A 24763-nucleotide genomic window follows, 5' to 3' on the forward strand; every position below is an offset into this window, starting at 1 on the left:
ACGAAAAACAACGAAAAACAATTAAAAGTAATTAGAAACGATAAGTCACAGTCGCCAGCAAAGTACGTCCAACGCCAGGAACCGAACGACCGCCATCTGAAGGAATCAACGCATCAATATAATACTTATTCGTCAGATTGAGCAGATTCAAACGGACATCATACTTAGGCTGATGAAAAGCCACCGTCGCATCAAAACGGGTATAACCGCCAGCAGAAACAACGTCAGTATTGCTAGCAAAACGACTAGACATATACACCGCGCCGCCACCAACTTCCCATATTTTGCTCAGGTTATAAGTTGACCACAAAGTCAAATTATCGCGTGGCGTATTAGCCAGCGTTTTACCTTGTGTACCATCCGCCGCCGATGCCTTGATCACAGTTGGATTCAAATGCGTATAGCCAGCAAGAACTTGCCATTGCGGGTTAATGTAACCGCTCGCACCAAGCTCAAACCCGGTCACACGTACATCACCATCAAGTTGATAAACACCTGTCGTTACCAACGAACGGGCATTCGTTTTCTCGATATCAAATATCGCCGAAGTCAGCGACAAATCACCATTAAACAAATCCCATTTCGCGCCGACTTCGTACGATTTGTTAGTCTCTGGCGCAACGCCCTGCTGACCCGACGTCACCGTCAATTGCTCCAGCGAAGGATTGAACGACGTGCCATATGACGCGTAGTAAGACTGCGCGCTAGTCGGCTGATAAATCACGCCAGCACGAACGCTAGTGAAATTCACAGTTTGATCCGCACGCGTGAACGGTGGCGTACCAGTAGCGATACTGTTGTTCAACGCGGCTTGATAACGATCCCAACGCAGGCCACCGACCAATTTCCATTGCTTATTCAATTCAATGGTGTCGTTGAAATACGCTGCCAAAGCATTGGCGCTAGATGTAACGTGATTGCCAACCGTCGTGGTGACGTTAGCTGGCTGCGATTGATACACCGGATTAATCAGCGTGACAATCGGCAAATTATTACGGGTATAACCGGCATTATCGTATTCATCATGACTGATTTCAGTTCCGACAATCAGCGTGTGCTTGATCGACCCTGTCTCAAATTTAGCAATCAAATCGGTTTGATTATCGAGCGACTGATCATGAATCGTACGATCATGGCTAGCCAGTTTGATAAACAACTGATTCAGCGGCAAATTGGTAAGATTGCCCTGCGCAACGGTTGGCAATGCGGCAAATACACCACCGTTCATTGTGCCGACGTTATTTGGCGCAGTCTCACGCGCATCGGTTCTGTAATCGCTGTACTGCGTCTGATTGCGGAACGTCAGATTGTCGTTGATCTTGTGCTGAACGCGGGCGCTGAGGATGGCGACATCCTGAATCGTACGATCATCATTGAGACCGTAAAAAGTATTGCGCGGAACGTTCACAGGATGACCGTTCACCGCCGAAATACCGTAATCCGGCATGTCGTGGTTATGCGAAATCAAAGCCGACAAAGTCACTTCAGTTGGCGTACCGATCCCGAAGCGCAACGACGGCGCGACACCGAAATCCTGATTGCTCATCTGGTCACGATTGGTCTTGGCATCTTGCGCCATCATCTCTACGCGAAATGCCGAGGTATCGGACAATTTGCGGTTGAAGTCGCCAGTGGAGCGCACACCACCGTTGGTGTCCGCGCTAGCAGTAACCTGATTGGCATCTGCCAGAAACGGGGCTTTGCTAACCTGATTGATGACGCCGCCAGTTGAACCGCGACCAAACAACATCGATGAAGGGCCTTTCAGGACTTCGACCGATTCCAGGTAATAAGTATCGCGATAATACTGGCCGCGATCGCGTGAACCGTCCAGATACATATCGGTACGGGCGCTAAAACCGCGTAAATTAAAGTTATTACCGATTTGTCCACCTTCAGCGCCGCCGATGGTGATACCTGGCACGTTACGCAAAGCTTCTTGCAACGACGCCGCGCCCTGCGCTTCTAAAACTGCGCGCGTGATGACGTTGACGGATTGCGGAATATCACGAATCGGCGTGGCGACTTTGCCGCCTACGGTGCTGACGCCCGGATTGTAATCTTTGCTATCGGTTTGACTCTTGACCGTTACTTCAGGCAATGAGGCTTCAGCTTGCGTAGTTTGTGCTGCGGGGACTTGCACCGTTTGTGCATAAGCAGTTTGTTGCATGGCAACAGGCGCAGCAAAGGCTGCCAGCAAAGCTGCGGCCAATGGCGTGAGACGTCGGTTCATTACTTCTTCCTTGTTTAGTCAGTGTGTGCCCGATACGAGCAAGCAAATGGGGAGTTAATTACGGCATAGCGATATAGCATTTGGCTGGCTGGCCGGGATCAAACCCAGTTGGCTGACTAAGATTACAAAGAACAATAAAACAGACGCAGTAGCAAAAACAGCGCAAAACTTCTCGACAAATTGTGGTGCAATTCTGGAGACAGAACATTCTGGAGAAATATCTGCTTTTACTTAATTAAACAGAAATTTATTACGAATGATTCTTATTGTCAATTGAAACCCGGTGATGAAATATTTATTGTTTACACAATAAATAACATGCGAGTATGTGACTTTATTGATAACCATATCGCATGAAGCGGGCGCAAATTGGATTTTCTATGGCAACGGCGAATAACACCCCCTCCTTTGTAACAAAGCAGGCTGGTTAAAACCGCTCAACGCACCCTAAATAAGCGCTAAATAAATCTTATTGGCACCCCGTTATTAGTTGTTTTGTCACCACAGTACGGAAGTTAAAAACGGACTACACTAGTTTCCCGCGACGCTACAAATAACCAATAACCGAAAAGGAAATCACGATGTTTACCCAACATAAAGCACTACGGCCATATTTGTTCGCCTCTGCACTGCTGATGACACTGGTGATAACTGGTTGCGCATCAACAGCGTCCGCTCCACCAGCGCCAAAAGCCACGATGGGAATGATGGGAATGATGGGACACAGCATGCAGGCCAAACTGGATGGCGCGCATGAAGTACCCGCAAATGACTCCACAGCTAGCGGAATTACCAACATTACAGTGGCTGCCGATAAGTCTGTCAGCGGCAATGTAACGACGACCGGGATCGATGGCAAAGCTGCCCATATCCATATCGGCGCAGCAGGTGTCAATGGTCCTGTGATTGTGCCGCTGAGCAAAACGGGCGATAACGTCTGGTCGGTGCCAGCGGGCGCGATGTTGACCGACCCGCAATATGCCAGCTATTTAGCAGGCAATCTGTACGTCAATGTACATAGTGCAGCGCATCCCGGCGGAGAAATCCGGGTGCAATTAACGAAGTAATCGTCGTTTATTATTCGTTAATAGATAGATAAAGATAGATAAATAAATAGTAGAAAAACCGCCGTGGAGCAACATTAAGCAGAGCGCAGATGCGATACTTTTCGGTGTGAGAAACGCGACGACGATAAACAGTTTCATGCTTTCGTCGTCGCTTTTTCAGTTCTATCAGAGACGCTACTGACTTCTGAAGCTGGCAAACCGGGCATGAACGCATTCCGGGCAATACAACAACAACAACAACAACAACAACAACAACAACAACAACAACAACAACAACAACAAACAGCGGCAAAAAGCCGATCTCTTTTTTTGCGCCTTAAGACGCTATGGCATTGATCTCTCCCAGACTAAAAAATATTGTTTTCACACGTGGCGTTGGCGTCTATCTGGCGCTGGTGTTCACTACCCTTTCCGTCTTGCTGACGTTCATTCTGGTCGGCGTGATCGAACTCGCTGCAACCGACTCGGTGAAAACGCGCATCGGTAATAGCCTGGCAGAACTGGCAGCCCAGACCTCGGACAAACTCGATCGCGGAATGTTTGAACGCTATCGGGAAGTGCAGTTGATGACAACGCGCGATGATTTCGATCTCAAAAAAAATCCGGCGCACGACCGCTTGCAGCTAGAAGCGTTGCAGAACACCTATCCTTACTATGCGTGGATAGGGATGACGGATACGACCGGAAAAGTTGTCGTTTCAACCAAAAAAATACTGGAAGGCAACGATGTTTCGGCACGGCCCTGGTTTCACAATGCGCTGAATGATATCCACGTCGGCGACGTGCATGAGGCCGCGTTATTAGCCAGGTTATTGCCCGAGGAGAAAAAGCTTTCTAACGAACCAATACGGTTTGTCGACATCGCCTTCCCCTATCGGGATAAAACCAACCGCATCGCTGGCGTACTGGCTGCGCATCTGTCGTGGCGCTGGGCTAACGATATTCAGGAATCGATTATTACGCCGCTTGATCAGCAACATAATATCGAGTCGATGATCGTCGACAAGGCTGGCAAAGTACTGTTGGGACCCGCCGAGATCAAAGGCAAAACGCTTTCTTTACCCAGCCTGAAACGGGCGCAAATCGCATCTTCCGTCGGCGGTAAAGGAGACTATTCCATTGAAACATGGCCCGATGGCAAAAGCTATCTGGTCGGTTACAGCGGCAGCAAGGGCTATCAATCTTATCCTGGCATAGGCTGGAGCGTGCTGGTCCGGCAGAGCGAAACAGATGCATTCTTACCGCTAAAGCAAATTCAGATAAAAGTATTTTGGAGTGGTATTGCAGCCGCACTGCTGTTCTCGCTATTGGTACTTATCGCTGCGCAGCGCATTACGCTTCCGCTGCGTGCCCTGGCTAAATCGGCACAACGCATACAGAACGGCGAGATCGCCAACGTGGCACCGCCTAAGAATACTTATTTTGAGGTGCAAACACTGACCGCTTCGCTTAATGCGCTAGTCAGCAATCTGCTGAGCAAAGAGTCTGCGTTAAGAAACCTGAATCAGACGCTTGAAAAACGCGTCGAGCAGCGCACCGCAGAGCTTGCCCAGGCATTGGCCAAAATCACCGCCAGCGAAAATCGCATTCAAAGCATCGTCGAAACTGCGCAAGAAGCGTTTGTCGGGGTCGATTTACATGGCAACATTATTGACTGGAACTCGCAAGCTGAAAAAATGTTTGGATGGAGTCGAAAAGAAGTGCTTGGTCGAGAAATGTCGAGCACGATTGTGCCATCCAGATTCAAGCCTATTCTCGATATGATGATCAAGAGTGTGGCCGAAAGCGCGCAACCGAGCGAAATGGGGCTATTCAATCGTCGCATGGAACGGATCGTGATTGACCGCCAAAATAACGAATTCCCGGTCGAAATGACGCTGGGTCTGGTCAAAGATAACCACACTTATTTCTTTAGCGCGTTCTTGCATGACATCTCGGACCGAAAAGAAATTGAAGCCATGAAAAATGATTTCATTTCCACGGTATCGCACGAACTGCGGACCCCGCTTACTTCCTTGCGCGGCTCTATCGGTCTGCTGGTCGGCGGCGTCGCCGGGGATTTGCCGCCTCAGGCTAAAACGTTATTGGAAATTGCGAGTAAAAATTGTGCGCGACTAGTGCGCATGATTAACGATATGCTGGACATCGACAAAATCGAGTCCGGCAAAATGCGCTTTGAGATGGCAAATCAAGCGTTGCTGCCATTAGCGCAGCAAGCAATTGATGCGACCGAAGGCTATGCGGCGACATTTAATGTGAAGTTAGTCTTAAAAATCGTGCCGGAAGATGACAAAATTCATGTTTCGGCAGATCGTGACAAGTTAATTCAGGTACTGATCAACCTGCTGTCGAATGGGATCAAGTTTTCGCCGATTGAAGGCACCGTCACCATGGAGATACACTCCTACAGCAAGGCGGGGGAAAATTGGGTACGCATTGCCGTGATTGATCATGGATGTGGGATTGCGAAAGAATTTCGCAATCGGATCTTTCAAAAATTTGCGATGGCCGACTCCGCTGATTCCCGAAAAAAGGATGGCACTGGATTAGGGCTGAGTATTAGCAAAAGCCTGATTGAGCAACATGGCGGCGAGATTGATTTTTTTAGTGAAGCTGGCCTTCCGACCGAATTTTTCGTTTGCCTGCCATGCGTTGCAGCAGCAATACCGCTCAATGCTGGCGGTGTGGATGGCTCCGACCTGGCAGTAACTGCTTCAAATATTTCCAACATTACCGACACGCTTAGCAGCGCAGAAACAAAAATATGACCTTTCCAACGGCCACAAAGAGTGCAGCAGCACTCGAATCAATTATGTATGTGGAAGATGATCTGGATATCCAGAGCATCGCCACCATGGCGTTGGAATCGATAGGCGGCTTCAGCGTGACCCTCTGTAGTTCCGGGCGCGAGGCGCTGCAGGCGATTGAAAACGGCATACAGCCAGATTTGATTCTGCTTGACGTCATGATGCCGAACATGGATGGCCCCACAACTTTAGCGGCTTTGCGAAAACTGCCGCAAACGGCAACCACCCCAACGATATTCATGACCGCGAAAGCACAGCCGCATGAAATCGCACATTTCAAAGTGTTGGGAGCGTTGGACGTCATCGCGAAACCATTTGATCCTATGTTGCTGGCACAACAAATTCGACAAGTATGGGAGCAAAAACCATGATGGAAAATGCCGAAGAAAATACTGGACCGGATGCTGAATTAGCATTGTTGATACAAGCTTTAGGGCGCGACTACGCAGATAAGCTCCCGGCCAAATTCGCCCAAATGTTCGCAGCACTACAAAACGTGCGTGACAATCTGGACAATGCACTAAAAAGAAAGGAAGCCGTCAGCGAACTATTTCATCTGCTGCATTCCTTAAGCGGCAGCGCAGGCAGTTTTGGCTTTAACACATTGGGGGCGCAAGCGCGCCAGCTAGAGCACAAAATGACAGCCACCATGGCAGCTGATGTCTGGTCTGAATCAGCCTTAACAGAACTTCGTGTGGGTTTATCTGAACTTGAAGCGCATTTGCCGGTCATGACGATAGCGAATCCGCAGCAGCAGGATGCGTGATCAGAATCAATGGCACGACACATGACGGTGGGTGCTGTGTAGAGAAAATATAATTGTTGATATACCTCGCCGTCTGACGCTGTCGCACGACCAAAAGCAGCATAGACGCAATATACTGGCGTGAATTGGTAAAACAGAGAAAAGTAATAAACAATGGATAACCGGGTTATTTACAGCAAGACTTCCAAAGGCATGAACGAGCTCAAAGGCGGCGCGAAAAATATGTCGCGAGACGACGCCCGCGTTCTGACAATGATTAATGGCACCGCAAGTGTCGGCGATCTACTTGGCATGCTAGACGCGTCTACCGGAAAAAAACTGATACCAACGCTGGAATCGCTACTGCATCTGGGCTTGATTCGGGTGTTTGTGAACACGGCGTGGGATGTCCGCTATGCGCAGGAAAACGATCAGCAGCCAATGGAAGTGAGCGGCGATAGCGCGCACAATTTCACCCATGCGCTGCCAACGATTGAAGTTACCGAGTTATCGGCAGAAGAAAGTGTGCAAGCGTGGGCTGATGCAAAGCGCGGGGCAAACATTCTGGAAAAAAGAGGCTTTTATACGTACAACGATAAAACCCTTGATATCAATACCGAAACCCGCAAAGAGAGCTTGCGCGTAATGGTGGTGGAAGATGACCAGTCGCTGAGCCATTTGCTTGAAACACTGTTAAAACACAAAGGTTACGAGGTCCAGATCGCGTCCAACATTCCGGATTCCATTATCACGCTGAACCAACTAGCGGTGCCAGAAAATGGTCCACTTCCAAACTTGGTATTGCTGGATGTAATGCTGCCAGGATTGCCAGGAAAAGATGGCTTTCATGTATTGGAATACATCCGTAATCATCCCGCGTTACGGCATATCGCCGTCATCATGGTGACCTCTCAGATTACCGACGAATACGTCATGCAGGGTCTGAAATCCGATGCCGACGGCTATATTTTCAAACCATTCAAATGGCAAACGCTGTATGAATGTATCCAGAATGTGACGGGGCGATAAAGCTACGAAGCGGTACGAGCGATTACAGGCGTTGGTCTGGCGTGGCGCTAGTCGAATCAGTTCAACGTCTATGCCGTCCTTCGCCCGATCGTTCTCCGCTCAGACGCAATCTTTGCCATCGACTTCAGTATCACTCCCGTCAGCATCAATCTGCGCCATGCGTACCGTGTCATCGACGCTCAGGCCGTTCAGCGACAAAGGCGGCACCACCGTCGGATCAAGACTTTTCAGCAGCGTAACCACTGGTCCTTTCAGGCGCGCCAACAATAACCGCTTGCCGTCGGCGGCGACGAAACGATAAAAATCTTGCAACGCCTCGATGCTGGAACTATCCAGATCCGGGGATTCTTCCAGACTAATAATGACGGTATGAATTTGGGTTCCGGCGGCCTTAATGCCAAGCCGGGCCTGACTTAAAATCCGCTCGGCATTGGCAAAGAAAATCGGCTCATTCGGGCGCAGAATCAATATTCCCGGCACCGCTTTGGCTTGCGGATAAGCCGCCATATCCACAAAATCGTGGCTCAGGCCGAGGCGTCCCAACACCAGCATCGAAGATGCCGAAAACTGGCGCAGCATTAATAAAAGACTAATCCCGATGGCGGCTAACAAACCATCCAATACCCCTAGCAGCAAGACCCCAATCACGGCTGAGATGACTACCACCCGATCACGACGCCAGACAAAATAAGAACGGAATAAGGCTGGATTTAACGTGTGACTGACAGCATGAATGACAATCGCCGCCAAAACCGGTTGCGGTGTCAGTGCGATACTTGGCAATAATGTCAACACAATCGCCAGCACGACCAAAGCCGCTACCCATCCCGCCAGGCGTGAGGTGGCCCCCGCCGCTTCATTCGCCGAGGTGGCAGAATATCCCGCCCCGACCGGCATTCCATGAAATAACCCAGAGAGCAAATTTGATGCGCCCAAAGCCATCAAATCGCGATTCGGCGCGACATTATCACCATGTTTCATGGCAAAACTGCGAATCGAACCATACGACTCGGCATACAAAATCATCACCATCGCAAATGCTAGCTCGCCGATGCGCAACCATTCCGCGCGCGATAGCAGCGGCAATGTCGGTGCAGCCAATTCCAGATGAATAGACCCGACCAGACCTACCCCGTATTGCGTTAAGTTCAGCCATTTACCTGCTCCGATCCCCAGGGCAATAACGATCAGACCACCCGGGAAATGTTTGAAGCGGGCAAAGATAAACAACAATACCAACGCGACAGCCGCCACACCCACACCGACCCAGTTCCAGTGGCCGATCTGTGCGAGTAATTCTGGTACGAAGCGCGGCAAATCGCTGTGCGCAGGCTGGGTTCCCACTACGCTGGCGCACTGCTTCAGAATAATCACAATCGCCAGACCAAAGGCAAAACCACGCAGTACCGGCTTGGCGATGAAATCAGTGACACTGCCCATGCGCGCCAATGCCGCCAGCAAAAAGAACACCCCCGACACCAATACGAGACCAATCGCCAGCGTCAGTCTCAAGCCCTGATTGCCGCCGGCGATCGATGCCGTCGCCGCCGCCATTACCGCGGCCGAAGAAGAGGTCGCAGACACGATGGCAAAACGGCTGGTCCCGAGTATGCCGTAACACAGCAATCCGGCGAATAAGGCGATCACGCCAGCTTGCGGCGGCAGATTGCCGATACTCGAATAAGCGACGGCTTCAGGCAGCAATAAGCCCGCAATCGATAGCCCTGCGATCACATCCTGCCAGCGATTTTCTTGTTTGCCGTCGTTTTGCAGAGTGGTACGGGCGGCCTGATCCGGCTGACCGGCGGGACCATCGGCGCCAGGATTCACCGGTTGTGCATTAACGGTGCCCATCGGTCAGCTCGCAATGACACCGGTCCAGCCCGGTAAATAGCGGGCATCCTGACTGCCAGCCAGTTTCATCGCTTTGGCCATCGCCTTGGTAAAGTGCTGTTCCAGCATCTCACGCGTTATCCTGCTGCGAAAAAAATCGGCCCAGAGAAACTCGCTGAAAGGCGTGACATCTTTGGCGTACCCTCCGGCGCGCCGCAATTCTCCAGCAAGGCTGCGGTAGGGATCATCTTGTAATTGTTCCAGACGGCGCGGGATCGCATCAAAGTTGCAACGCAGGCCGTTGGCATCGTAGGGGTGGACCCACTGATGGTGATCCATGACGGTCCAGAAATGGGCGGGCTCGATAAAAGAGAGATCTTTAAGCACCAGCAATGAGACCAGTTTGACCTCCTCCTCAATCAATGCCAGCCCAAAATGATGATGATCAACGATGTAATGCAGGCCGCCAGGACCGGAAATCGCCGGAAACCAATGCTGCGATAGCGCCGTCGTGCGGGCTTTTTTACTCAGCTTTTCCCATTCCCTACGTTTTAGCGCCACTTCTTCCTTGCCCACCGTGATCTGGGTAGGATGCAGCTTTTCCAGCTTGACGCTGACGAGTTGTGGATGCGCGCTTGGCATAGTGTGTTCCTGTATCGATGGTTAACAGCGTGACGCTGTATTACGACGGGCAAAAACATTCGGACAATACCAAGCCAGAATGCTGTCGCCCACGCTGTCTAATATAAAGCCTTCCGTTGTCTCCTATCGCAGAAAATTCTTATTTTTTTGCCTTAAAGCCAGCCACTATGTAGTTTCCGCAACGTAACCTGACAAGCGGTTCATGTAGTATGCACATAGATCAAATTCACCCTTTCGCTTATGCGCCTCTCCGCCCTCCCCCGCCTGACGTTTAACCTTCGCACACTGCTGCTTTCAACGCCGGTCTTGTTGTGCGCGATATTAGCGCCAGACGTGAATGGCGCACCGCTCCAAAACCAGGTGTCCAAGACTGCTACAGAGACGACAAAACGGCCGCGTATCGGACTTGTGTTATCTGGCGGCGGCGCACGCGGTTATGCCCATCTCGGCGTGCTAAAGGTGTTGGAAAAGTGGCATATACCGATCGATTACATCGCTGCCACCAGCATGGGCGCAGTGGTCGGCGGCCTGTATGCCAGCGGCTTATCAGCGGATGCGCTGGAAAAGAAATTATCCGAGATTAATCTGAGCGATATCGCTTTCGACCGCAATGATCGCGCCAAACTGCCGCAGTCGCAACGCGAGGATAACTTTCAATATCCGATTGGCTTAGCCGCCGGTTATGGCGATGGCAAGTTAAAAATGGCGACCGGGCTGGTGCAAGGAAATCACCTGCTGAGCGTGTTGCAGAACTGGACCCCGCAATTGCCGGCCAATATCGCGTTTGATCAGTTACCGACGCCGTTCCGCGCTATCGCGACCGATCTGGGCACCGGTGAAGAAGTGGTGCTGAAACAAGGCTCGTTACCGCGTGCTATTCGTGCCAGCATGGCAGTCCCCGGTCTGTTCGCGCCGTTTCGGATCGATGGTCACACTCTGGTCGATGGCGGTCTGGTCAGCAATTTACCAGTGCAACTGGCGCGCGATATGGGTGCCGACATCATCATCGCGGTCAATATTGCCACGCCGTTACAAGACCCTTCAGACATCGAATCCCCGACAGCGGTTGCGCAACAAATGGTGACCATTCTGATCCGCCAGAACGTCAAAGCACAGAAAGCACTCTTAAAAGACGGCGATATCCTGATTGAGCCGGAACTCGGCGATTTGTCGTTTACCGACTTTTCTCGGGGTAAGGATGGGATCAATGCAGGTGCCGAAGCGACCGAGCAAATGCGCACAGAACTTGCGCCGTTGGCGTTGCCGGAGCCGCAATGGCAAGCCTATCTGGCCGCCAGACAAGTAACCCATGCGCTGACCCCCGACACGCGTATCGATAAGATTTTAATTACGACCAAAGGACGCGTGCCTGCGGACGTGGTACAGCGTCAGCTTGGCGTACGTGAAGGTGACCGGTACGATTCCAGTTCACTCAATCAGGACCTGAGCCGACTCACGACTAACGGCGATTTCAAAGGCGTCACGCAGGAAATGGTGATTGAAGATGGCCGTAACGTCTTAAAGGTTGATGCTGAGACAAAAACCTGGGGACCGCAATTTCTGCTGTTCGGCTTTGGCGTTTCGAATAGCTTTGATGGGCGCGGTGGATTCAATCTTCAGATTGGCCATCGCTTTCCATGGCTGACCCAAAGCGGTTTGGAGTGGCGCAACGATATCGTGATGGGCGACAAGCAAATCGACTGGCATACGGAATTGCGCCAACCTATCTGGAATACACTGGGTCTGTATATTGCGCCGTATGCCGAATACCGCCGCAGGCACGTGGATATTTATCCGGATGACGGTGCGAATGCAAACAGCACGCCACTGACGTCTTATGTCATCGATAGCACGACAGTGGGCGTCGATCTGGGCATTCCGATTGGGCGTCTGGGCGAGTTCCGGGCGGGGATCAACTATCGCGACCTCAGCGGCTATCCTTTTTATGACATTCCGCTGGAAAACGGCACGCTGTTTCAGAAACAACACGTGCGCCAACCTACAGCGCGGGCACAGCTGACCATCGATCAGCTCGACGATGCCTTATTTCCACGTAAAGGCTATTATTTATCAGCCGTTACCAACGTCGCATTTGGCGGTGCAGCAAACCGCTATAACGATGCGCAGGTGAAGGCTTTATGGGCAATCAGTCAGGGGCGTCACACGGTCAATCTGGCGTTAGAAGGTGCTGGCGTGTATGGCACAAATAATGGCAACGGCAGCATCAGCAGCGGCGGTCTGGGCTTTACGCTGGGCGGCTTCCAGCATTTGTCGGCCTATTCGCCTGACCAGTTTACGGGCAACTATTTGCTATACGGGCGCGTGACTTATCTGAATAATTTACGAGAGCTAAAGCTGCCGGGACTTAACAATCCCGTACTCGGCACATCCCTGGAAATGGGCGACGTCTGGCAGACCCGCGACCGATTTAACAAAGGACCTTACAAGAAAAGCGCCAGCATGTTTTTGGGCGGCAATAGCTTGATCGGTCCGTTGTATTTCGGCTTTGCATTAGCCCCCGAAGGCGTATGGAATCTCTACCTGCAATTGGGACGCGTATTTTAGTCTGCCATGAAGACGCTTATGCCGACGCCATTTTTCGTTCCACCGGCTGTTTTTCTCCCATCGTGCCCATAAACCCCTCGCTCACCAATGCAGGATAGGCGGGGCGCGGTGGATAGGCAGGCAATTGCATCACACGCTCTAGGGCGATGTCCAGTCGTCGCCGTCCGGAGGATGACATTACCGTCATCGGCAAGCGCAACTCTTCACGAATCAGATTCTGCATTGCCAGCGCGGCTTTTACCGGACCGGGGTTCGGCTCTGAAAACAAGATGCGAATCAACGGTAACAGATGATCGAAAATGGCCCGGGCCTGCGTAACTTCGCCCGTTTCCATCAGCGTGTACAGTTGGACAAACAAGTCTGGTCGAATATGCGCAGCCGCTGAAATTGCACCGTGTCCGCCCAGCAAAAATGTCGTCAACATCAGCGTGTCGTCGCCGCAGAAAACCTGCAATTTTGTATTTTCGATCAACTCTGTCAGTTGTAAAACATCGCCGCTGCTTTCTTTGACTGCCGCAAATTGCGGATGCTGCGCTAGTGCTTCTATCGTCCGCAAACTGATGTTGACGCCCGTGCGTGCCGGAATATTGTAGATAATAATCGGCCGTAGCGTTTCATTGGCGATTGCCTGAAAATGCCGCAAAATGCCGACTTGGGACGGCCGCACATACGCTGGCGCTGACACCAGATACCCCGACAATTCATAGGCATCCAACCGTTTTACCCGCGCCGCTAATGCTCGCGTGTCGCTGCCGCCAATTCCCATCGTAATCGGACAGCGACCGTCTACCGCCTCGATAATCGCCGCTAGCAGCGTAGCTTGTTCGTCTTCCGACAAGGCCGCAGCTTCACCAGTCGTGCCGCCGACCACCAAGCCGTGCACCCCCGCATCGACCATCTGCACAGCCAGTCTCTGGGCCGCTGGCAGATCAAGTTGCTGCTCCGAAGAGCGGGTAAATGGGGTAATGAGAGGAACCCAGATTCCTTTAAAGATAGACATGATTGCCTCACTTAAAATAGATTGATGCCGGAACACCACATAACACAATGGCCGCGTAGTTCTGAGCAGGAATCATTACCATGGCCTGATCTGACCGAATTCGGCACCCGACAAATTCTGCATGACGGCCGCCATGATGCGGCCGACTTCCGGCTTGCTCAAGCCAAGCCATACTTTCATACGCGATGCATGCGCAATCGGCTGAATGCGAATGAACGCCACCACGTCACCACACGCACCCATCACGATGTGGCGGAGTTGCGTCACACTATCCGCACTAATAGTTAAATGCATGATGCACTGATGATCTTCCGCATTGCCGCGGGGTAAATCCCGCGGTTCGGTACGCCGCACAGCGGTCATTTGTGTAACATTATTTATTTTGGATGGCGACCCATGAGAAGAGATCGCACTCGGTACCGAGTTTGGCTTTTTGAAGGTGAGGGTCGTTGCAGGAAATGCTGCAAGATTGCCACTGATGGCGATGTTCTGTGTTGAATACTGCGGATGCCGTTCAGATGCCGACAAGGAAATACCATCGTTGGCTAATACAGATTGATTTAAGTCTGCATGCAGGTCAGGATTTCGTGCGCCGAGAAGATATGCCGGTAACGAAAAATAAGAATGACTCTGTTCCGAATGGCGTTGCATCAGCTTGCCCATCTCTAACCTCTTCCGTGATTATCATGGATACAGGTTAATAGATCGGACGTAAAGATTCTCTAAAAATGATGCGGTGCAATGTAAAATTTACGTAAAAATCGTACTGCCATCATGTGTATTTTCTGCTTGAAAATCCAACAATACGGGGCGCGCAATATTCTGCCTACGCTGACAATTTGGCCTTTACAGTCAAGTATTGTCATCCTCATTCAACTTTTGTTGAGTGATACCGCCAGCAGCCTGAAGGTTGAATAACTCCGCATCGGTTTTACACCGCAGTTTTGTCATCGCAGCGCGCTTTTGATTGTAAATTGTCTTGGCGCTGCGCTTGAGTACGTCGGCGATTTCGCTCACTCTGCTGCCAGCAAGATACAGTCTTAGCACTTCAGCTTCGCGTCGCGATAATGCGGAAACGCCCTGCGGATAGAAGGCTCTGGATGCGCGTTCTATCTCGCGTACGCACTTTGCGTGATAACCATCGCCACGCGCTGCGCGATCGATTGCGAGGATAAGTTCGCTGATGGCATCGGCCTTATTGACGATGGCATGAATCCCGTTGAAGTTAAGCGCCGCGATAATTCCGGGGCTATCAAGCCCAGTAAATACAACGATACAAATATGCGGATATTTATAACGGACACGCTTAAGCATGGTCAAGCCGTCTCCAAAGTCGCCACCCGGCATGGAATAGTCGGTAACCAAAACGTCGATCTCGATAACACTTAGCTGAGCAAACAATTCGGTCGAATTAGCAACAGGAGAACAAACGCTGAATCCGGGATGTCGATCCAGTTGTTGCGTCACGCCCACCGCCACAACAGGATGATCGTCGGCGACCAAAATTCTTATATTTTTAATGGTCAAAAACCACCTCCTCGGCATACATATCAAGGAACATTTTTACTAACATAAGCGTTGAAGGAGAGGATTATCAGGCGATACGATGAATGTTAAGGGAGGAAACGGCAACTAAAAATGGTGCCATATTGACGAAATAGATCTAAAACGACTGACTTTGAATGGACAAATAAAGTATCACGGATAATAGCGAGCACGGCAGAGTACAAAAAAAATCAGATTTTTCTTAGTGCCAAATTCCGACATTCGAATCGCCGTTATAGTCGTATTCACCGCACTCACCATCGCTGTCATAACCATTGCGATCTGACCTTTTTTGATCATTTTACCGCGGGAACAGGCACTACCCACACCTGCTGCCACGTCAGCTGTGCGAAGAAGAATACGCCTAACGCCCTGCTGACAAGCGGTTTGCATGAAACAATTTCTTCAATAAAAAATGGCGCACCCGCTTTTACAGGTGCACCATTTTTGGCATGTCATCACATCCGTAATGCTGTTACGGATTCCACAGTTCTACATTAAAACTTGTGGCGAATCCCAATGCTCATCGAAGCTTGCTTGCTGCTGTCATCAGACTCTTGTGAAGCATAATCCCACACACCTACAGGAGAACCGTTGCTTCCTTTTGCATACGACATAAATCCATACACGTCGGTACGCTTGGACAGCCAATAATCAACGCCTAGATTAAGTTGCGTTGTCTTAGGCTTTTTGCTCGTAATCTCAACATCGGTGGTGTACCGCACATGTTGCACGCTAGCGAGCAGATGCAGCGGTGCCGACAAAGCAAAGTCAGAACCAATTTCGTACACGTCCTGACGAATTAGAGTAGGCACATTAAAGCGCGACCAATTCCCGTACAAGCGCGCCGGCCCTGCTTGATAGCTACCACCCAGACTGACCGTCTTAGTAGCGGTCAAGCCATCATCCTTAGCTGTCGGTTTCAAATTCTTTGGCAGTAGATCGACAATCGTACCGACCAAAGCATCACTAGGCGTTCTTCCCAATTTGGCCTGAAAGTAACCCAGATACAGACCCAAAGGTCCATTTTTATAAATACCGCCGAGACCGAAGGACTGGCCGGCATTGGCTTTGCCAGCTTGTTCGCCAAAACCGTAAATGACGCTACCGGTAAAGCCGTTTAGATTCGGGGTGTTATACCGAATTGAATTGCGTACCTGAATACCGCCAAGGCGATTAAAATTGTGCGCAGATAAACCGACAATCGATCCAAAATCTTGATTTGAGGTCAGATCGCCAGCGTCTTCCAACATATCTGTTTGATTACCCATCAAAAAAGTACCAAAGTTGCCAGACAAGCCGACAACTGACTTACGGTTAAAACCATTGTTGGTTCGGCTTTGACCGCCAGTGTCGCTGCTAAAACCGCTTTCTAACTGAAATACGGCATTTAACCCGCCACCTAAATCTTCGGTGCCTTTGAAGCCAATACGCGAGCCTTGAATCACGCCGGAATTCATACTGAATTTTCCGCCGTTGCCAGTACCGTCATTTTTTTCGATATTGTTTGAGAACGTTAATCCTGTATCGACAACCCCATAAATATTGACAGAGCCGTGCGCTTGTACTGCACCTGCACTTACGCTGAGAATGGCCAGTGTAATGAGTGATTTCTTCATTGATATTCTTTATTAGTTGACTAACTGTTTTAGGAATCCACATATCTGCTGTGACGGACAATAAGGCGATGGAGTGCCTTATTTCGTAACGCCTTTTAGGTCCTTGCAGCCATAAAAAAATAGCCGGGTGAACAAATTGAAGACCGACATTGCGTCTACTCCCCGCTATTTTTTGGGATGGAAGAAAATAGTTTGGACGCATTGTGAGAAGCGATTATCTCTAAAGAAAAACACGGCAAGTTTGGGATTTTTCCTAAAATGGAGCTGAGCCAAACAATTAAGATTTGTCCTATAACAGGACCTTATCTACACAAAATATAGGTGCATTGAAAATTTCCAGGCATGCCGATATGCTGCGATTGGTTGCCTTGATTGGTGGCAACAGCAGTAAAGAAGTAAGGTTGGAATGCGCTTTAAAAGCGTAGATGGAGATACTGGCATTTTCACGCTACCGGTCAACTTCAACCAGTAACGCGAGCATTCTCAGATATTCGGGACTGACGTAAAACGGCGGCTAAATTTATACGTTATGTACCGTACGGTAACGCGTGAACAACGACATTTTTTATGTCGGACATGCGCCCTTTCGATAAAAAAAGAATGCCATGTTAATGCAATCTTTTAATACAAATGAAAATGACTTCCGCCAAACAAACCTATCACGCCTATCACGATAAGATAAATAGCAATAATAAAATTCAGCAATCTGGGCATGACTAAAATAAGAATGCCAGCAATCAAAGAAACCAATGGAACCATGGTGATGTGAATGTTCATAATGCCGCCTAGTTAAAAAATAAAATGAAATATGAGGAGAAGGTTTTACCGCTATCTTTATACGTCCGCATCGATTGGCGCTTTGCGTAGTACTGGGGCCATTTTCCAGGTAGCGCGAATATAAGGTCGGTCGTGCCCGGCAAGATAAAGGCTGACATCTCTGACCCAGCGCTGGCTTGGCACTGGCTCTGCGCGGCTTGCTCCCAGCATGACTATCAAGCTTAGTCCGATATACCACCAACGGATGGCAGGCTTTGGGAGAGGCGCAGCAATCAACAAAAACACAATGCTGATAATCCCTCCAAGTAAGCATCCCGCCACCACTTCCGAAATCGAATGTACGTTGACGACCAGCCGTGAAATACCAATCAATACACCGAATAAAAGGCCAAGCAAAACGCCAGCGACAAGCAGCGGTCGACGCGTATTTTGCAGCATCAGATACAGCATCACCGGCATCACCGCCGTAGCCCGCATGGCATGGCCGCTAATGCCGGTGAAATCCAGATCTCGTATGCCGATACCCCAGCCGACAAAAGCAATTTTAGTCGCCAACACTATCAGAAGACCTGCGCCAAACAGTACGCACCACCAGAACGCCATCCGCCAGGCAGATCCTGTCATTAGCCAAATCGTTATTATTACCGCGACGGAAAGCATTACCGTGCTGTTGCCGAAATGGGTGAAAGTGCTCCATGCATTCATAAGTTTTCAGCGAATAACATGTGTTCTAAAAATACAGTGTAAAGGATCGCTAGATCCTTTAGCACATTTCAAAGCAAGAATTGCCATCCCGATAGCGTACGCTTCAAAAATAAAAAACTACCCGAAAAAATCTTAGGGTAGGCTTTTATTTAAATGGCACGTCACGTTAGCCGCAACGGCTTCACGCGCACATTTATATGTCACGCAAAATCGTACGTCGACCAATCGCCGAATTACTCGTGTTTACCTTCATCCTTCTTCGGCGGATGGGGATGGCCGCCACCACCTTCATGCGGCTCCGCATGATTATTCGGTGCCTGTGGATGCGGCGGCTGCTGTGGTTGCGGACGTTCCTGTTGCACCTGCGGACGCTCTTGCTGCACCTGCGGATGCGGTTGCTGCTGTGATTGCGGACGTTCTTGCTGCACCTGCGGATGCGGTTGCTGCTGTGGTTGCGGACGCTCTTGCTGCACCTGCGGATGCGGTTGCTGCTGTGGTTGCGGACGCTCTTGCTGCACCTGCGGATGCGGTTGCTGCTGTGGTTGCTGCTGTGGTTGCGGACGTTCTTGCTGCACCTGCGGATGCGGTTGCTGCTGTGGTTGCGGACGCTCTTGCTGCACCTGCGGCTGCACTTGCGGACGTTCTTGCTGCTGCACCGGTGGCCGCACTTCTGTGTGCGCGCCGGGTGCAACGGGTGCTTGTGGCGGACGCGTCATTTCTGGCCGTGTCTGACCTGCCGCTGCGGGCCGGTTTTGCGGCATATTTTCGAAGCGTTGTTCTTGATTAGGATGCGGCCTGCCGTTCTCTGTCGGCGCAGCGGGATTCGGATTCAAATGCGGCTGGTTATTCCCGGCGCCTGGCGCGACGTGATTAAAGTCGGGCTTGGTCATGTTATTAAAATTTGGCGACGAAACCGGCGGACGAATACCACCACCGCTGTTTTGATTAGGCTGAGGTCGGGTCATGTTGCCGAAATTCGGCTGCGTTGCTCCGGCCCCTTCTGGCCTTGCACCTGGCGGGACGACTACTCTTTGTGGATTTTGAGGCGCAAAATTTGGTCGCGCCGGATTGTTCGGATTTCCACCACCGGCTTGCGCAGCAATCGCTGGCGCACCATTATTGCCGGTCGGAACCGCATTATTATTCGTGTTATTTCGCGTGTTAATACTGTTGTTATTGTTGTTATTGTTGTTATTGTTGTTATTGTTGTTGGTGATATTGGCATTGTTGTTAGTAGTGGTATTCGAATTATTGTAGTTGTTCGTCACCCGATTAACGACCGTAGTCGAACGCGATACATAGGTCGAATTGTTATACACCACTGCTGGCCGATGCCAGCCACCTCCTCCACCACCGCCATCAGGACCGCCGCGGTCACGATCACGACCATCATCAGGACCACGGCCCCGATCGCCACCCCAATGCACGCCCCATGAATTCCAACCCCAGTTAGAATTACTGATCACCGCACCGACGGCAACGCCCAGACCGAATGAAATCGCGCCGGTAGTGACCACCTCGCCAGTGCTATAGACAGGCGGTGGCGGCTGATAGCGATAACTCGGATAGACGGGCAAAGGTTCGCCATAGACCACGCGCGGATCGTAAGTGGGCACATACACATAATCTGGTTCTGCTGGCTCGATAACAATCATGTCGGGCGGCGCAGGAATCACCTCTGGTCCTGAATACACTGGCGGTTCGCCCGGTTGCAGTACATAACCGGATGGCGGTGGCGTCCGATCAGCGCGTGGCCGCACCGCTATTTTTTGCTGTTTGGTAGATTTAAGGTTTCCGCTAGTTGATGCACGCTGGCGCATGACCTGAATCGCATTCATCACGTCAGTTGGATCATTGACGTAAGCCTCGCCCAATGCCGTCGTCCACTGGATATTTTGCGCCATCTGATCGAGTACATTGGGGAACGTTGTCAGGCCTTTGACGCTGACATCCCAAGGCTGTTGATTGGCTGCGGTCTGCAGTTGCGCAGGCTTCAAATTCTTGTTCTGCGCGAGCCAGCCGTCGGCCGCCGTAATTTGATCCGGATAAGTCGAACCTGCTAACACTTGCGCTACTAATTTATCGGGAAATAATGCGATTGGCCCTACCATCTGATAGAGCTGTTCAGCTGTCGGCGGGACGTAAGCAGGCTTAACAGGACTAGCCGCATCCGCCGCAACCGGTTGGTCGGGCGCTTTTTTGTCGCAGCCCGCCAGCGGTAACAGCGCTACGCACAACGTCGTACTGAGCATGAATGAAAGTGTCTTCTTGTTATTTAGCATTTTGAACTCACAGTAATCGCGATTAGTGGTGTTAATGACGGCAAATTATCACGTAACATTATCGGGAGAATAAGAGGTTACAAACTATTGCATATCCCTGCCCTGGCTGACGGTTGGAAGAAAATAGAAAATCTATTCACTCTGCGCGGATAAGCTAAAAAATTCAGTGACCGTTGCTTAAACTAACAGCGGTAATTAGTCACTTGCTGTGTAAGTAACGCCGCTAACCGTCGCTGGTTGACAGCGGCACAGCTGCTGTCCATAGAAGTAGCGAGCGCTCACATCCAGATACCGCTTAGCTATTTGGGACTCGCATAAGAAATTAAAACAAAGATTAAGATCGGAATCTTAAACAGAGACCGTCACGGCTAATTGATCGATCGATACCGCTCTACTAATAATGATTTTTAAGGTTAAGGTCGCAAAAAATCCGCCGAGATTGCGCCATTCTTTAAACCCTTGCCAAGTATGTGTTCGGATCGGTTTTCTAGCCAGATCGACGGGATCTAAGAAAATAGCCTAACGACAACATTTCATGCTATACATGACGTTCTTTCCTTCAGATTGGCAATTATGACAACGCTATACGAAATCCTCGGGCTAAGTCTAAGGGCCACGGCTGAACAGGTTGAGCAGGCATACACTGCCCAGACTCGAAAATTAGAAACCGAAGGTCCGTCTCCGGAGCACAACAAAGCCCAATTGATGGCAATCAAAGAAGCTTACGCCGTGCTTTCTTCTGAGGCGCGGCGCGCGGCCTACGATGCCAAACTCAATAAAACGACACAAGTCAGCTACGAAGTTGCAGCGTCAGGGTCGCTGCCATGGTTATCGATATGCCTGGTAAGCAGCGTTTTAGTGGTTGGCACCCTGTATTTTTATAAAACGCAAGATAACCAGGACCGTATCGACCAATTCTCATTGGCGACCGAAAAATCCAAGGCCGACGCTAAAACTGCGCTGTTGAAGGTTTACGCGGAAAAGGCTTCACTGCAAAAAGCGAAGCTATTGGATGACCAGCACGCAGCCGACCGACAACGGAAAAATTCTGAGCAAGCCCGACTAGAAGGCCAGCAAATCCATTTGATGTTAGAGCAGCCGACCGAGGCTAAGGCGCGCGATGACGCGCAGGCTGCCCGACAAGCGAAATATGGTCAGAGGCAAAACGCTACGACACAACTTGCCCTGAATATGCCGACCAATCGCTAAAGCGACTTGTTGCACATGTCGTTTGCTATAGGACCATTCCAGTTTGGTTTTGAAATTATCGGTTCAACGGCGTACGTCAAATTACCAACACAATGGCAGCAAGCGATATTTAACCGCCTGTTGATAGCTTTGATAGCCTGACAAATGCTCGACCAAAAAATCTTCTTCAAGACGTAATCGCCTTACGATTAATGCCGTCATCAAAACGACTAGTGCCAAGCCCCACAATGAACCAAGTGCCAGCGGCACGCCGAGCAACATAATGATGGCACCGCTATACATTGGGTGACGCACCAGCGCGTAGGGTCCGGTTGAGATGATTTTTTGGTGCGTGTCGACCTCAATGGTTGCAGATGCAAAAGTGTTTTCCTTAAACACCAAAAATACGATGAAAAAGCCGGTTGCTACTAAAACATCCCCACCTATCACGCCGTATAGCGGCACGACAGACCAACCAAACCGCGTGTCGATTGCCGATAAAACGAATATCGCTACAAAGACGACCTCGGCCAGCTTCAGTAGAATCTTTTGATTTTTCTCCGTCTCCGCACGTGCACCAGCACGCATGCGACGCGCCAACAGGGCAGGATCTTTTTTCATCAGGTAGACGGTAATCGCCAGCGCCGCAACAAAAAATACCGTCAAAAAAACCCACCCCTGCCAATAGTTGAGCGTGCCTAAAGGAACAAATATCAATACCGCCAGAGCAATTAAAAGGCGGAGAAGTCCAGAGAACGCGGTTCGATTTAAATTCTGCATCTTTAAATACTAGCACCAGGCATTTGCCGCGTGTGTTCCCCACTATTTCCGCCCGATGCTTACAATCCATGCGATATCGCTTAACCTGCATTTATGGGATGAGTAATCAGCATAAAAAACGACAAAAAGGGCAGATTTAAGGCAATTTTCTACCTAATTTATCAGAATGTCACATTTCTCAACCATTGCTGGCAATCGTGAAATCCGATCCTGAACAACTCTGCTAAAGTGCGTAAGATATTCAAATCACAATAAAATAGTTGTCAACAATAGGAAGAAAATTGGTCTATACCTCGCCCGTTTGGCCCCCCGAAGGCAACGAAATGGGGGCGCTAGTACGTCAAATCGACTGGGCCAAAACATCGCTGGGACCGATCCGCGACTGGCCCGCCAGTCTGCGCATTGCCGTCACCATGGCCCTTGATTCGCCATTGCCGACAATCGTGCTGTGGGGGACGGAGCTAATCCAAATCTACAACGACGCGTATCGACCGCTGCTGGGCCTGCGTCATCCGGTGGCTTTCGGACAACGCACGCAAGACTGCTGGCCTGAGGTATGGCACTTTAATACGCTGATTTATAACCGCGTCCTGAGTACCGGAGAATGTGTCCATCTCGAAGATCAGGAATATGTCATCGTCCCGTCGGGCATCTCCGAAACCCGCTATTTCACGATTACTTATTCACCGACCAGAGATGAATCGGGATCGGTTTGCGGTGTGTACATAGTCGCGACGGAAACCACGCGTCGGGTACTGGCAGAGCGGGAAAATATCACCCTTTTAAAAGCCACACGATTTGCGGCGGATCAACTCCAGCAAATGTTTGATCATGCGCCGAGTTTTATGGCCTTGTTGAAGGGACCTGAGCATATTTTCGACATTATGAACGCGGCCTTCATGCGACTTTTTCCACGCTATGACGTACTTGGAAAATCTGTGCGTCAGGCGATTCCGCAATTCGAGCGTCAGGGATTAGTGAAATTGCTGGATCAGGTCTACCTTTCTGGCAAGCCATTTTTGGCCTACGAAATGCCGGTTTATTTGCAAGAAACGCTGGATGGTCCGGGCAATCAACGGTATCTGGATTTTGTGCTCCAGCCCATCCGAAACGCAGACGGCCATGTTTCTGCCATTTTCGTTGACGGCAGCGACACCACCGAACAGCATCATGCACGGTTAGAGCTACGCCGACTTAATCAAAAATTGACTGATAAAGTAGATGGCCTGGAAGAGGCGCAAACCGAATTGCATCTCTCGCGATCGACCTTACGCAAGCTTATCGACCATCAGGAAAGTATCAAGGAAGACGAGCGCAAACGCATCGCCCGCGACATCCACGACGACCTCGGCGCAGTACTTACCGGAATCAAGGCCAATGTCTCGGTCTCTATCGACCGCTCGTTACGCGCCGGACAGCCCGAAGATTTGCTGCTGATGGAAGCGGTGGAACAGGCCGACACTGCCATCGAAACAGTGCGCCGCGTGATTGCAGAACTGCGCCCGAGTGTGCTCGATCAGCTAGGCGTGTGGGCTGCGCTGGAATGGTATGCAGGGCAAATCGAAGAGCGCACAGACCTGCAATGCCGATGCAGCATCAGCACCGGTGCGGCGGCGATCAATCTCGATCCCGAGCGCAGCACGATGCTGTTCCGCGTGGTGCAGGAAGCGCTGACCAACGTGGTGCGCCATGCTGCGGCGAGCCATGTGAAAATTAGTGTTGGTTACCATAAACACACCCTCAGTATTGAAATCAAGGATGATGGTAAAGGTATCGATGCGCAGCAACTGCTTGATGGCGAATCGTGGGGCATACTCGGCATGCATGAGCGTACCCGCCATTTCGGTGGAGAGCTGAACATTTCCGGCGAACCAGGTGTGGGGACAACGGTGGTATTGCGGTTGCCGCTCGGGCCAATAAGTCTCGTATAAATGCAGACTGGTATT

22 protein-coding genes, 1 pseudogene and 1 CRISPR repeat array are annotated in these 24763 nt (G+C 50.5%); of the genes and pseudogenes, 9 read left to right on the plus strand and 14 right to left on the minus strand.

The features are described from left to right. Positions 1-31 precede the first annotated feature (31 nt). Entirely contained in the window at positions 32-2233 is a 2202-nt protein-coding gene (locus C7W93_RS14490; protein WP_108440903.1) for a TonB-dependent siderophore receptor, read from the minus strand. A gap of 581 nt (positions 2234-2814) precedes the next feature. On the opposite strand from C7W93_RS14490, the gene C7W93_RS14495 reads away from it, so the two are divergent. Then, positions 2815-3300, plus strand: coding sequence for a CHRD domain-containing protein (locus C7W93_RS14495; protein WP_370446461.1), 486 nt, complete (start codon positions 2815-2817; stop codon positions 3298-3300). A 10-nt stretch (positions 3301-3310) separates the two neighbouring features. Here the strand turns inward: C7W93_RS14495 and C7W93_RS24640 are convergent, their stop codons facing one another. Continuing rightward, a complete protein-coding gene (locus C7W93_RS24640; protein WP_161539938.1) occupies positions 3311-3592 on the minus strand; it encodes a hypothetical protein in 282 nt (93 codons plus the stop codon). 34 nt (positions 3593-3626) lie between these two features. On the opposite strand from C7W93_RS24640, the gene C7W93_RS14500 reads away from it, so the two are divergent. From C7W93_RS14500 to C7W93_RS14515, 4 genes are all read left to right on the plus strand, one after another. After that, positions 3627-6068, plus strand: coding sequence for a sensor histidine kinase (locus C7W93_RS14500; RefSeq protein WP_108440904.1), 2442 nt, complete (start codon positions 3627-3629; stop codon positions 6066-6068). Beyond that, complete coding sequence (locus C7W93_RS14505; RefSeq protein WP_108440905.1) at positions 6065-6478, plus strand: response regulator; 414 nt, start codon at positions 6065-6067, stop codon at positions 6476-6478. Before C7W93_RS14500 ends, C7W93_RS14505 begins: the two co-directional genes overlap by 4 nt. Continuing rightward, a complete protein-coding gene (locus C7W93_RS14510) occupies positions 6475-6873 on the plus strand; it encodes an Hpt domain-containing protein (RefSeq protein WP_161539939.1) in 399 nt (132 codons plus the stop codon). The genes C7W93_RS14505 and C7W93_RS14510 overlap by 4 nt, the downstream gene beginning before the upstream one ends. Positions 6874-7065: 192 nt before the next feature. Then, positions 7066-7881, plus strand: coding sequence for a PleD family two-component system response regulator (locus C7W93_RS14515; protein ID WP_161539940.1), 816 nt, complete (start codon positions 7066-7068; stop codon positions 7879-7881). A gap of 99 nt (positions 7882-7980) precedes the next feature. Here C7W93_RS14515 and C7W93_RS14520 read toward each other — a convergent pair whose 3' ends face one another. Both C7W93_RS14520 and C7W93_RS14525 read right to left on the minus strand, forming a co-directional pair. Continuing rightward, positions 7981-9735, minus strand: a complete 1755-nt coding sequence (locus C7W93_RS14520; protein ID WP_108440908.1) for a SulP family inorganic anion transporter — start codon at positions 9733-9735, stop codon at positions 7981-7983. Positions 9736-9738: 3 nt separating this feature from the next. Further along, positions 9739-10356 carry a ParB-like protein gene (locus tag C7W93_RS14525; RefSeq protein ID WP_108440909.1) on the minus strand — a complete coding sequence of 206 codons (618 nt, stop codon included), beginning with the start codon at positions 10354-10356 and terminating at the stop codon, positions 9739-9741. A 240-nt stretch (positions 10357-10596) separates the two neighbouring features. Here C7W93_RS14525 and C7W93_RS14530 point away from each other — a divergent pair, with 240 nt between their 5' ends. Beyond that, a complete protein-coding gene (locus C7W93_RS14530; protein WP_108440910.1) occupies positions 10597-12921 on the plus strand; it encodes a patatin-like phospholipase family protein in 2325 nt (774 codons plus the stop codon). Between the two features lie 16 nt (positions 12922-12937). Here C7W93_RS14530 and dapA read toward each other — a convergent pair whose 3' ends face one another. The 8 genes from dapA to C7W93_RS25280 all read right to left on the minus strand — a co-directional run bounded on the left by dapA (position 12938) and on the right by C7W93_RS25280 (position 18929). Next, on the minus strand, positions 12938-13921 hold the full coding sequence (dapA, locus tag C7W93_RS14535; RefSeq protein WP_108440911.1) for a 4-hydroxy-tetrahydrodipicolinate synthase: 984 nt from the start codon (positions 13919-13921) through the stop codon (positions 12938-12940). Between the two features lie 75 nt (positions 13922-13996). Next, positions 13997-14584, minus strand: a complete 588-nt coding sequence (locus tag C7W93_RS25120) for a hypothetical protein (RefSeq protein WP_225869891.1) — start codon at positions 14582-14584, stop codon at positions 13997-13999. 189 nt (positions 14585-14773) lie between these two features. Beyond that, positions 14774-15448 (minus strand): response regulator, encoded by a 675-nt coding sequence (locus C7W93_RS14545; RefSeq protein ID WP_161539941.1) that lies wholly within the window; start codon positions 15446-15448, stop codon positions 14774-14776. A 171-nt stretch (positions 15449-15619) separates the two neighbouring features. Then, positions 15620-15859 (minus strand): hypothetical protein, encoded by a 240-nt coding sequence (locus tag C7W93_RS14550; RefSeq protein ID WP_108440913.1) that lies wholly within the window; start codon positions 15857-15859, stop codon positions 15620-15622. 104 nt (positions 15860-15963) lie between these two features. Next, the gene (locus C7W93_RS14555; protein ID WP_108440914.1) at positions 15964-17085 is read right to left on the minus strand and encodes a porin; all 1122 of its coding nucleotides are present in this window, start codon (positions 17083-17085) and stop codon (positions 15964-15966) included. A 621-nt stretch (positions 17086-17706) separates the two neighbouring features. Beyond that, positions 17707-17862: a DUF3096 domain-containing protein gene (locus C7W93_RS14560; protein ID WP_108440915.1), complete on the minus strand. Its 156-nt coding sequence runs from the start codon at positions 17860-17862 to the stop codon at positions 17707-17709. Between the two features lie 57 nt (positions 17863-17919). Continuing rightward, entirely contained in the window at positions 17920-18486 is a 567-nt protein-coding gene (locus C7W93_RS14565) for a phosphatase PAP2 family protein (RefSeq protein WP_225869892.1), read from the minus strand. Positions 18487-18800: 314 nt separating this feature from the next. After that, positions 18801-18929: a hypothetical protein gene (locus C7W93_RS25280; protein ID WP_255419180.1), complete on the minus strand. Its 129-nt coding sequence runs from the start codon at positions 18927-18929 to the stop codon at positions 18801-18803. Between the two features lie 12 nt (positions 18930-18941). Further along, a CRISPR array of direct repeats spans positions 18942-19204; the repeat unit is 26 nt; unit sequence TTGCTGCACCTGCGGATGCGGTTGCT. A 196-nt stretch (positions 19205-19400) separates the two neighbouring features. Between C7W93_RS25280 and C7W93_RS25495 the strand changes: the two genes are divergently transcribed. Beyond that, the gene (locus C7W93_RS25495; RefSeq protein ID WP_370446462.1) at positions 19401-20003 is read left to right on the plus strand and encodes a hypothetical protein; all 603 of its coding nucleotides are present in this window, start codon (positions 19401-19403) and stop codon (positions 20001-20003) included. Between the two features lie 48 nt (positions 20004-20051). Here the strand turns inward: C7W93_RS25495 and C7W93_RS14575 are convergent. Then, a pseudogene (locus tag C7W93_RS14575) lies at positions 20052-20849 on the minus strand (DUF3300 domain-containing protein); the annotation flags it as partial. Positions 20850-21422: 573 nt separating this feature from the next. Here C7W93_RS14575 and C7W93_RS14580 point away from each other — a divergent pair. After that, positions 21423-22058, plus strand: a complete 636-nt coding sequence (locus tag C7W93_RS14580) for a DnaJ domain-containing protein (protein WP_108440918.1) — start codon at positions 21423-21425, stop codon at positions 22056-22058. Positions 22059-22139: 81 nt separating this feature from the next. Here the strand turns inward: C7W93_RS14580 and C7W93_RS14585 are convergent, their stop codons facing one another. After that, complete coding sequence (locus tag C7W93_RS14585; protein ID WP_201747265.1) at positions 22140-22703, minus strand: isoprenylcysteine carboxylmethyltransferase family protein; 564 nt, start codon at positions 22701-22703, stop codon at positions 22140-22142. A gap of 437 nt (positions 22704-23140) precedes the next feature. On the opposite strand from C7W93_RS14585, the gene C7W93_RS14590 reads away from it, so the two are divergent. Further along, on the plus strand, positions 23141-24748 hold the full coding sequence (locus tag C7W93_RS14590; protein WP_108440920.1) for an ATP-binding protein: 1608 nt from the start codon (positions 23141-23143) through the stop codon (positions 24746-24748). The last annotated feature ends 15 nt before the right edge of the window (positions 24749-24763 follow it).

The sequence above is a fragment of the Glaciimonas sp. PCH181 genome (assembly GCF_003056055.1).
Taxonomy (GTDB): domain Bacteria; phylum Pseudomonadota; class Gammaproteobacteria; order Burkholderiales; family Burkholderiaceae_D; genus Glaciimonas.

Coding starts and splice junctions, on each gene's coding strand:
- C7W93_RS14495 (WP_370446461.1), top strand. CDS start 2,815: ATGTTTACCCAACATAAAGCACTACGGCCATATTTGTTCGCCTCTGCA.
- C7W93_RS14560 (WP_108440915.1), bottom strand. CDS start 17,862: ATGAACATTCACATCACCATGGTTCCATTGGTTTCTTTGATTGCTGGC.
- C7W93_RS14515 (WP_161539940.1), top strand. CDS start 7,066: ATGAACGAGCTCAAAGGCGGCGCGAAAAATATGTCGCGAGACGACGCC.
- C7W93_RS14555 (WP_108440914.1), bottom strand. CDS start 17,085: ATGAAGAAATCACTCATTACACTGGCCATTCTCAGCGTAAGTGCAGGT.
- C7W93_RS14500 (WP_108440904.1), top strand. CDS start 3,627: ATGGCATTGATCTCTCCCAGACTAAAAAATATTGTTTTCACACGTGGC.
- C7W93_RS25120 (WP_225869891.1), bottom strand. CDS start 14,584: ATGGGCAAGCTGATGCAACGCCATTCGGAACAGAGTCATTCTTATTTT.
- C7W93_RS14590 (WP_108440920.1), top strand. CDS start 23,141: ATGGGGGCGCTAGTACGTCAAATCGACTGGGCCAAAACATCGCTGGGA.
- C7W93_RS14580 (WP_108440918.1), top strand. CDS start 21,423: ATGACAACGCTATACGAAATCCTCGGGCTAAGTCTAAGGGCCACGGCT.
- C7W93_RS25495 (WP_370446462.1), top strand. CDS start 19,401: ATGCGGCTGGTTATTCCCGGCGCCTGGCGCGACGTGATTAAAGTCGGG.
- C7W93_RS14525 (WP_108440909.1), bottom strand. CDS start 10,356: ATGCCAAGCGCGCATCCACAACTCGTCAGCGTCAAGCTGGAAAAGCTG.
- C7W93_RS14505 (WP_108440905.1), top strand. CDS start 6,065: ATGACCTTTCCAACGGCCACAAAGAGTGCAGCAGCACTCGAATCAATT.
- C7W93_RS14565 (WP_225869892.1), bottom strand. CDS start 18,486: ATGACAGGATCTGCCTGGCGGATGGCGTTCTGGTGGTGCGTACTGTTT.
- C7W93_RS14490 (WP_108440903.1), bottom strand. CDS start 2,233: ATGAACCGACGTCTCACGCCATTGGCCGCAGCTTTGCTGGCAGCCTTT.
- C7W93_RS14550 (WP_108440913.1), bottom strand. CDS start 15,859: ATGCAAACCGCTTGTCAGCAGGGCGTTAGGCGTATTCTTCTTCGCACA.
- C7W93_RS14510 (WP_161539939.1), top strand. CDS start 6,475: ATGATGGAAAATGCCGAAGAAAATACTGGACCGGATGCTGAATTAGCA.
- C7W93_RS14530 (WP_108440910.1), top strand. CDS start 10,597: ATGCGCCTCTCCGCCCTCCCCCGCCTGACGTTTAACCTTCGCACACTG.
- dapA (WP_108440911.1), bottom strand. CDS start 13,921: ATGTCTATCTTTAAAGGAATCTGGGTTCCTCTCATTACCCCATTTACC.
- C7W93_RS14520 (WP_108440908.1), bottom strand. CDS start 9,735: ATGGGCACCGTTAATGCACAACCGGTGAATCCTGGCGCCGATGGTCCC.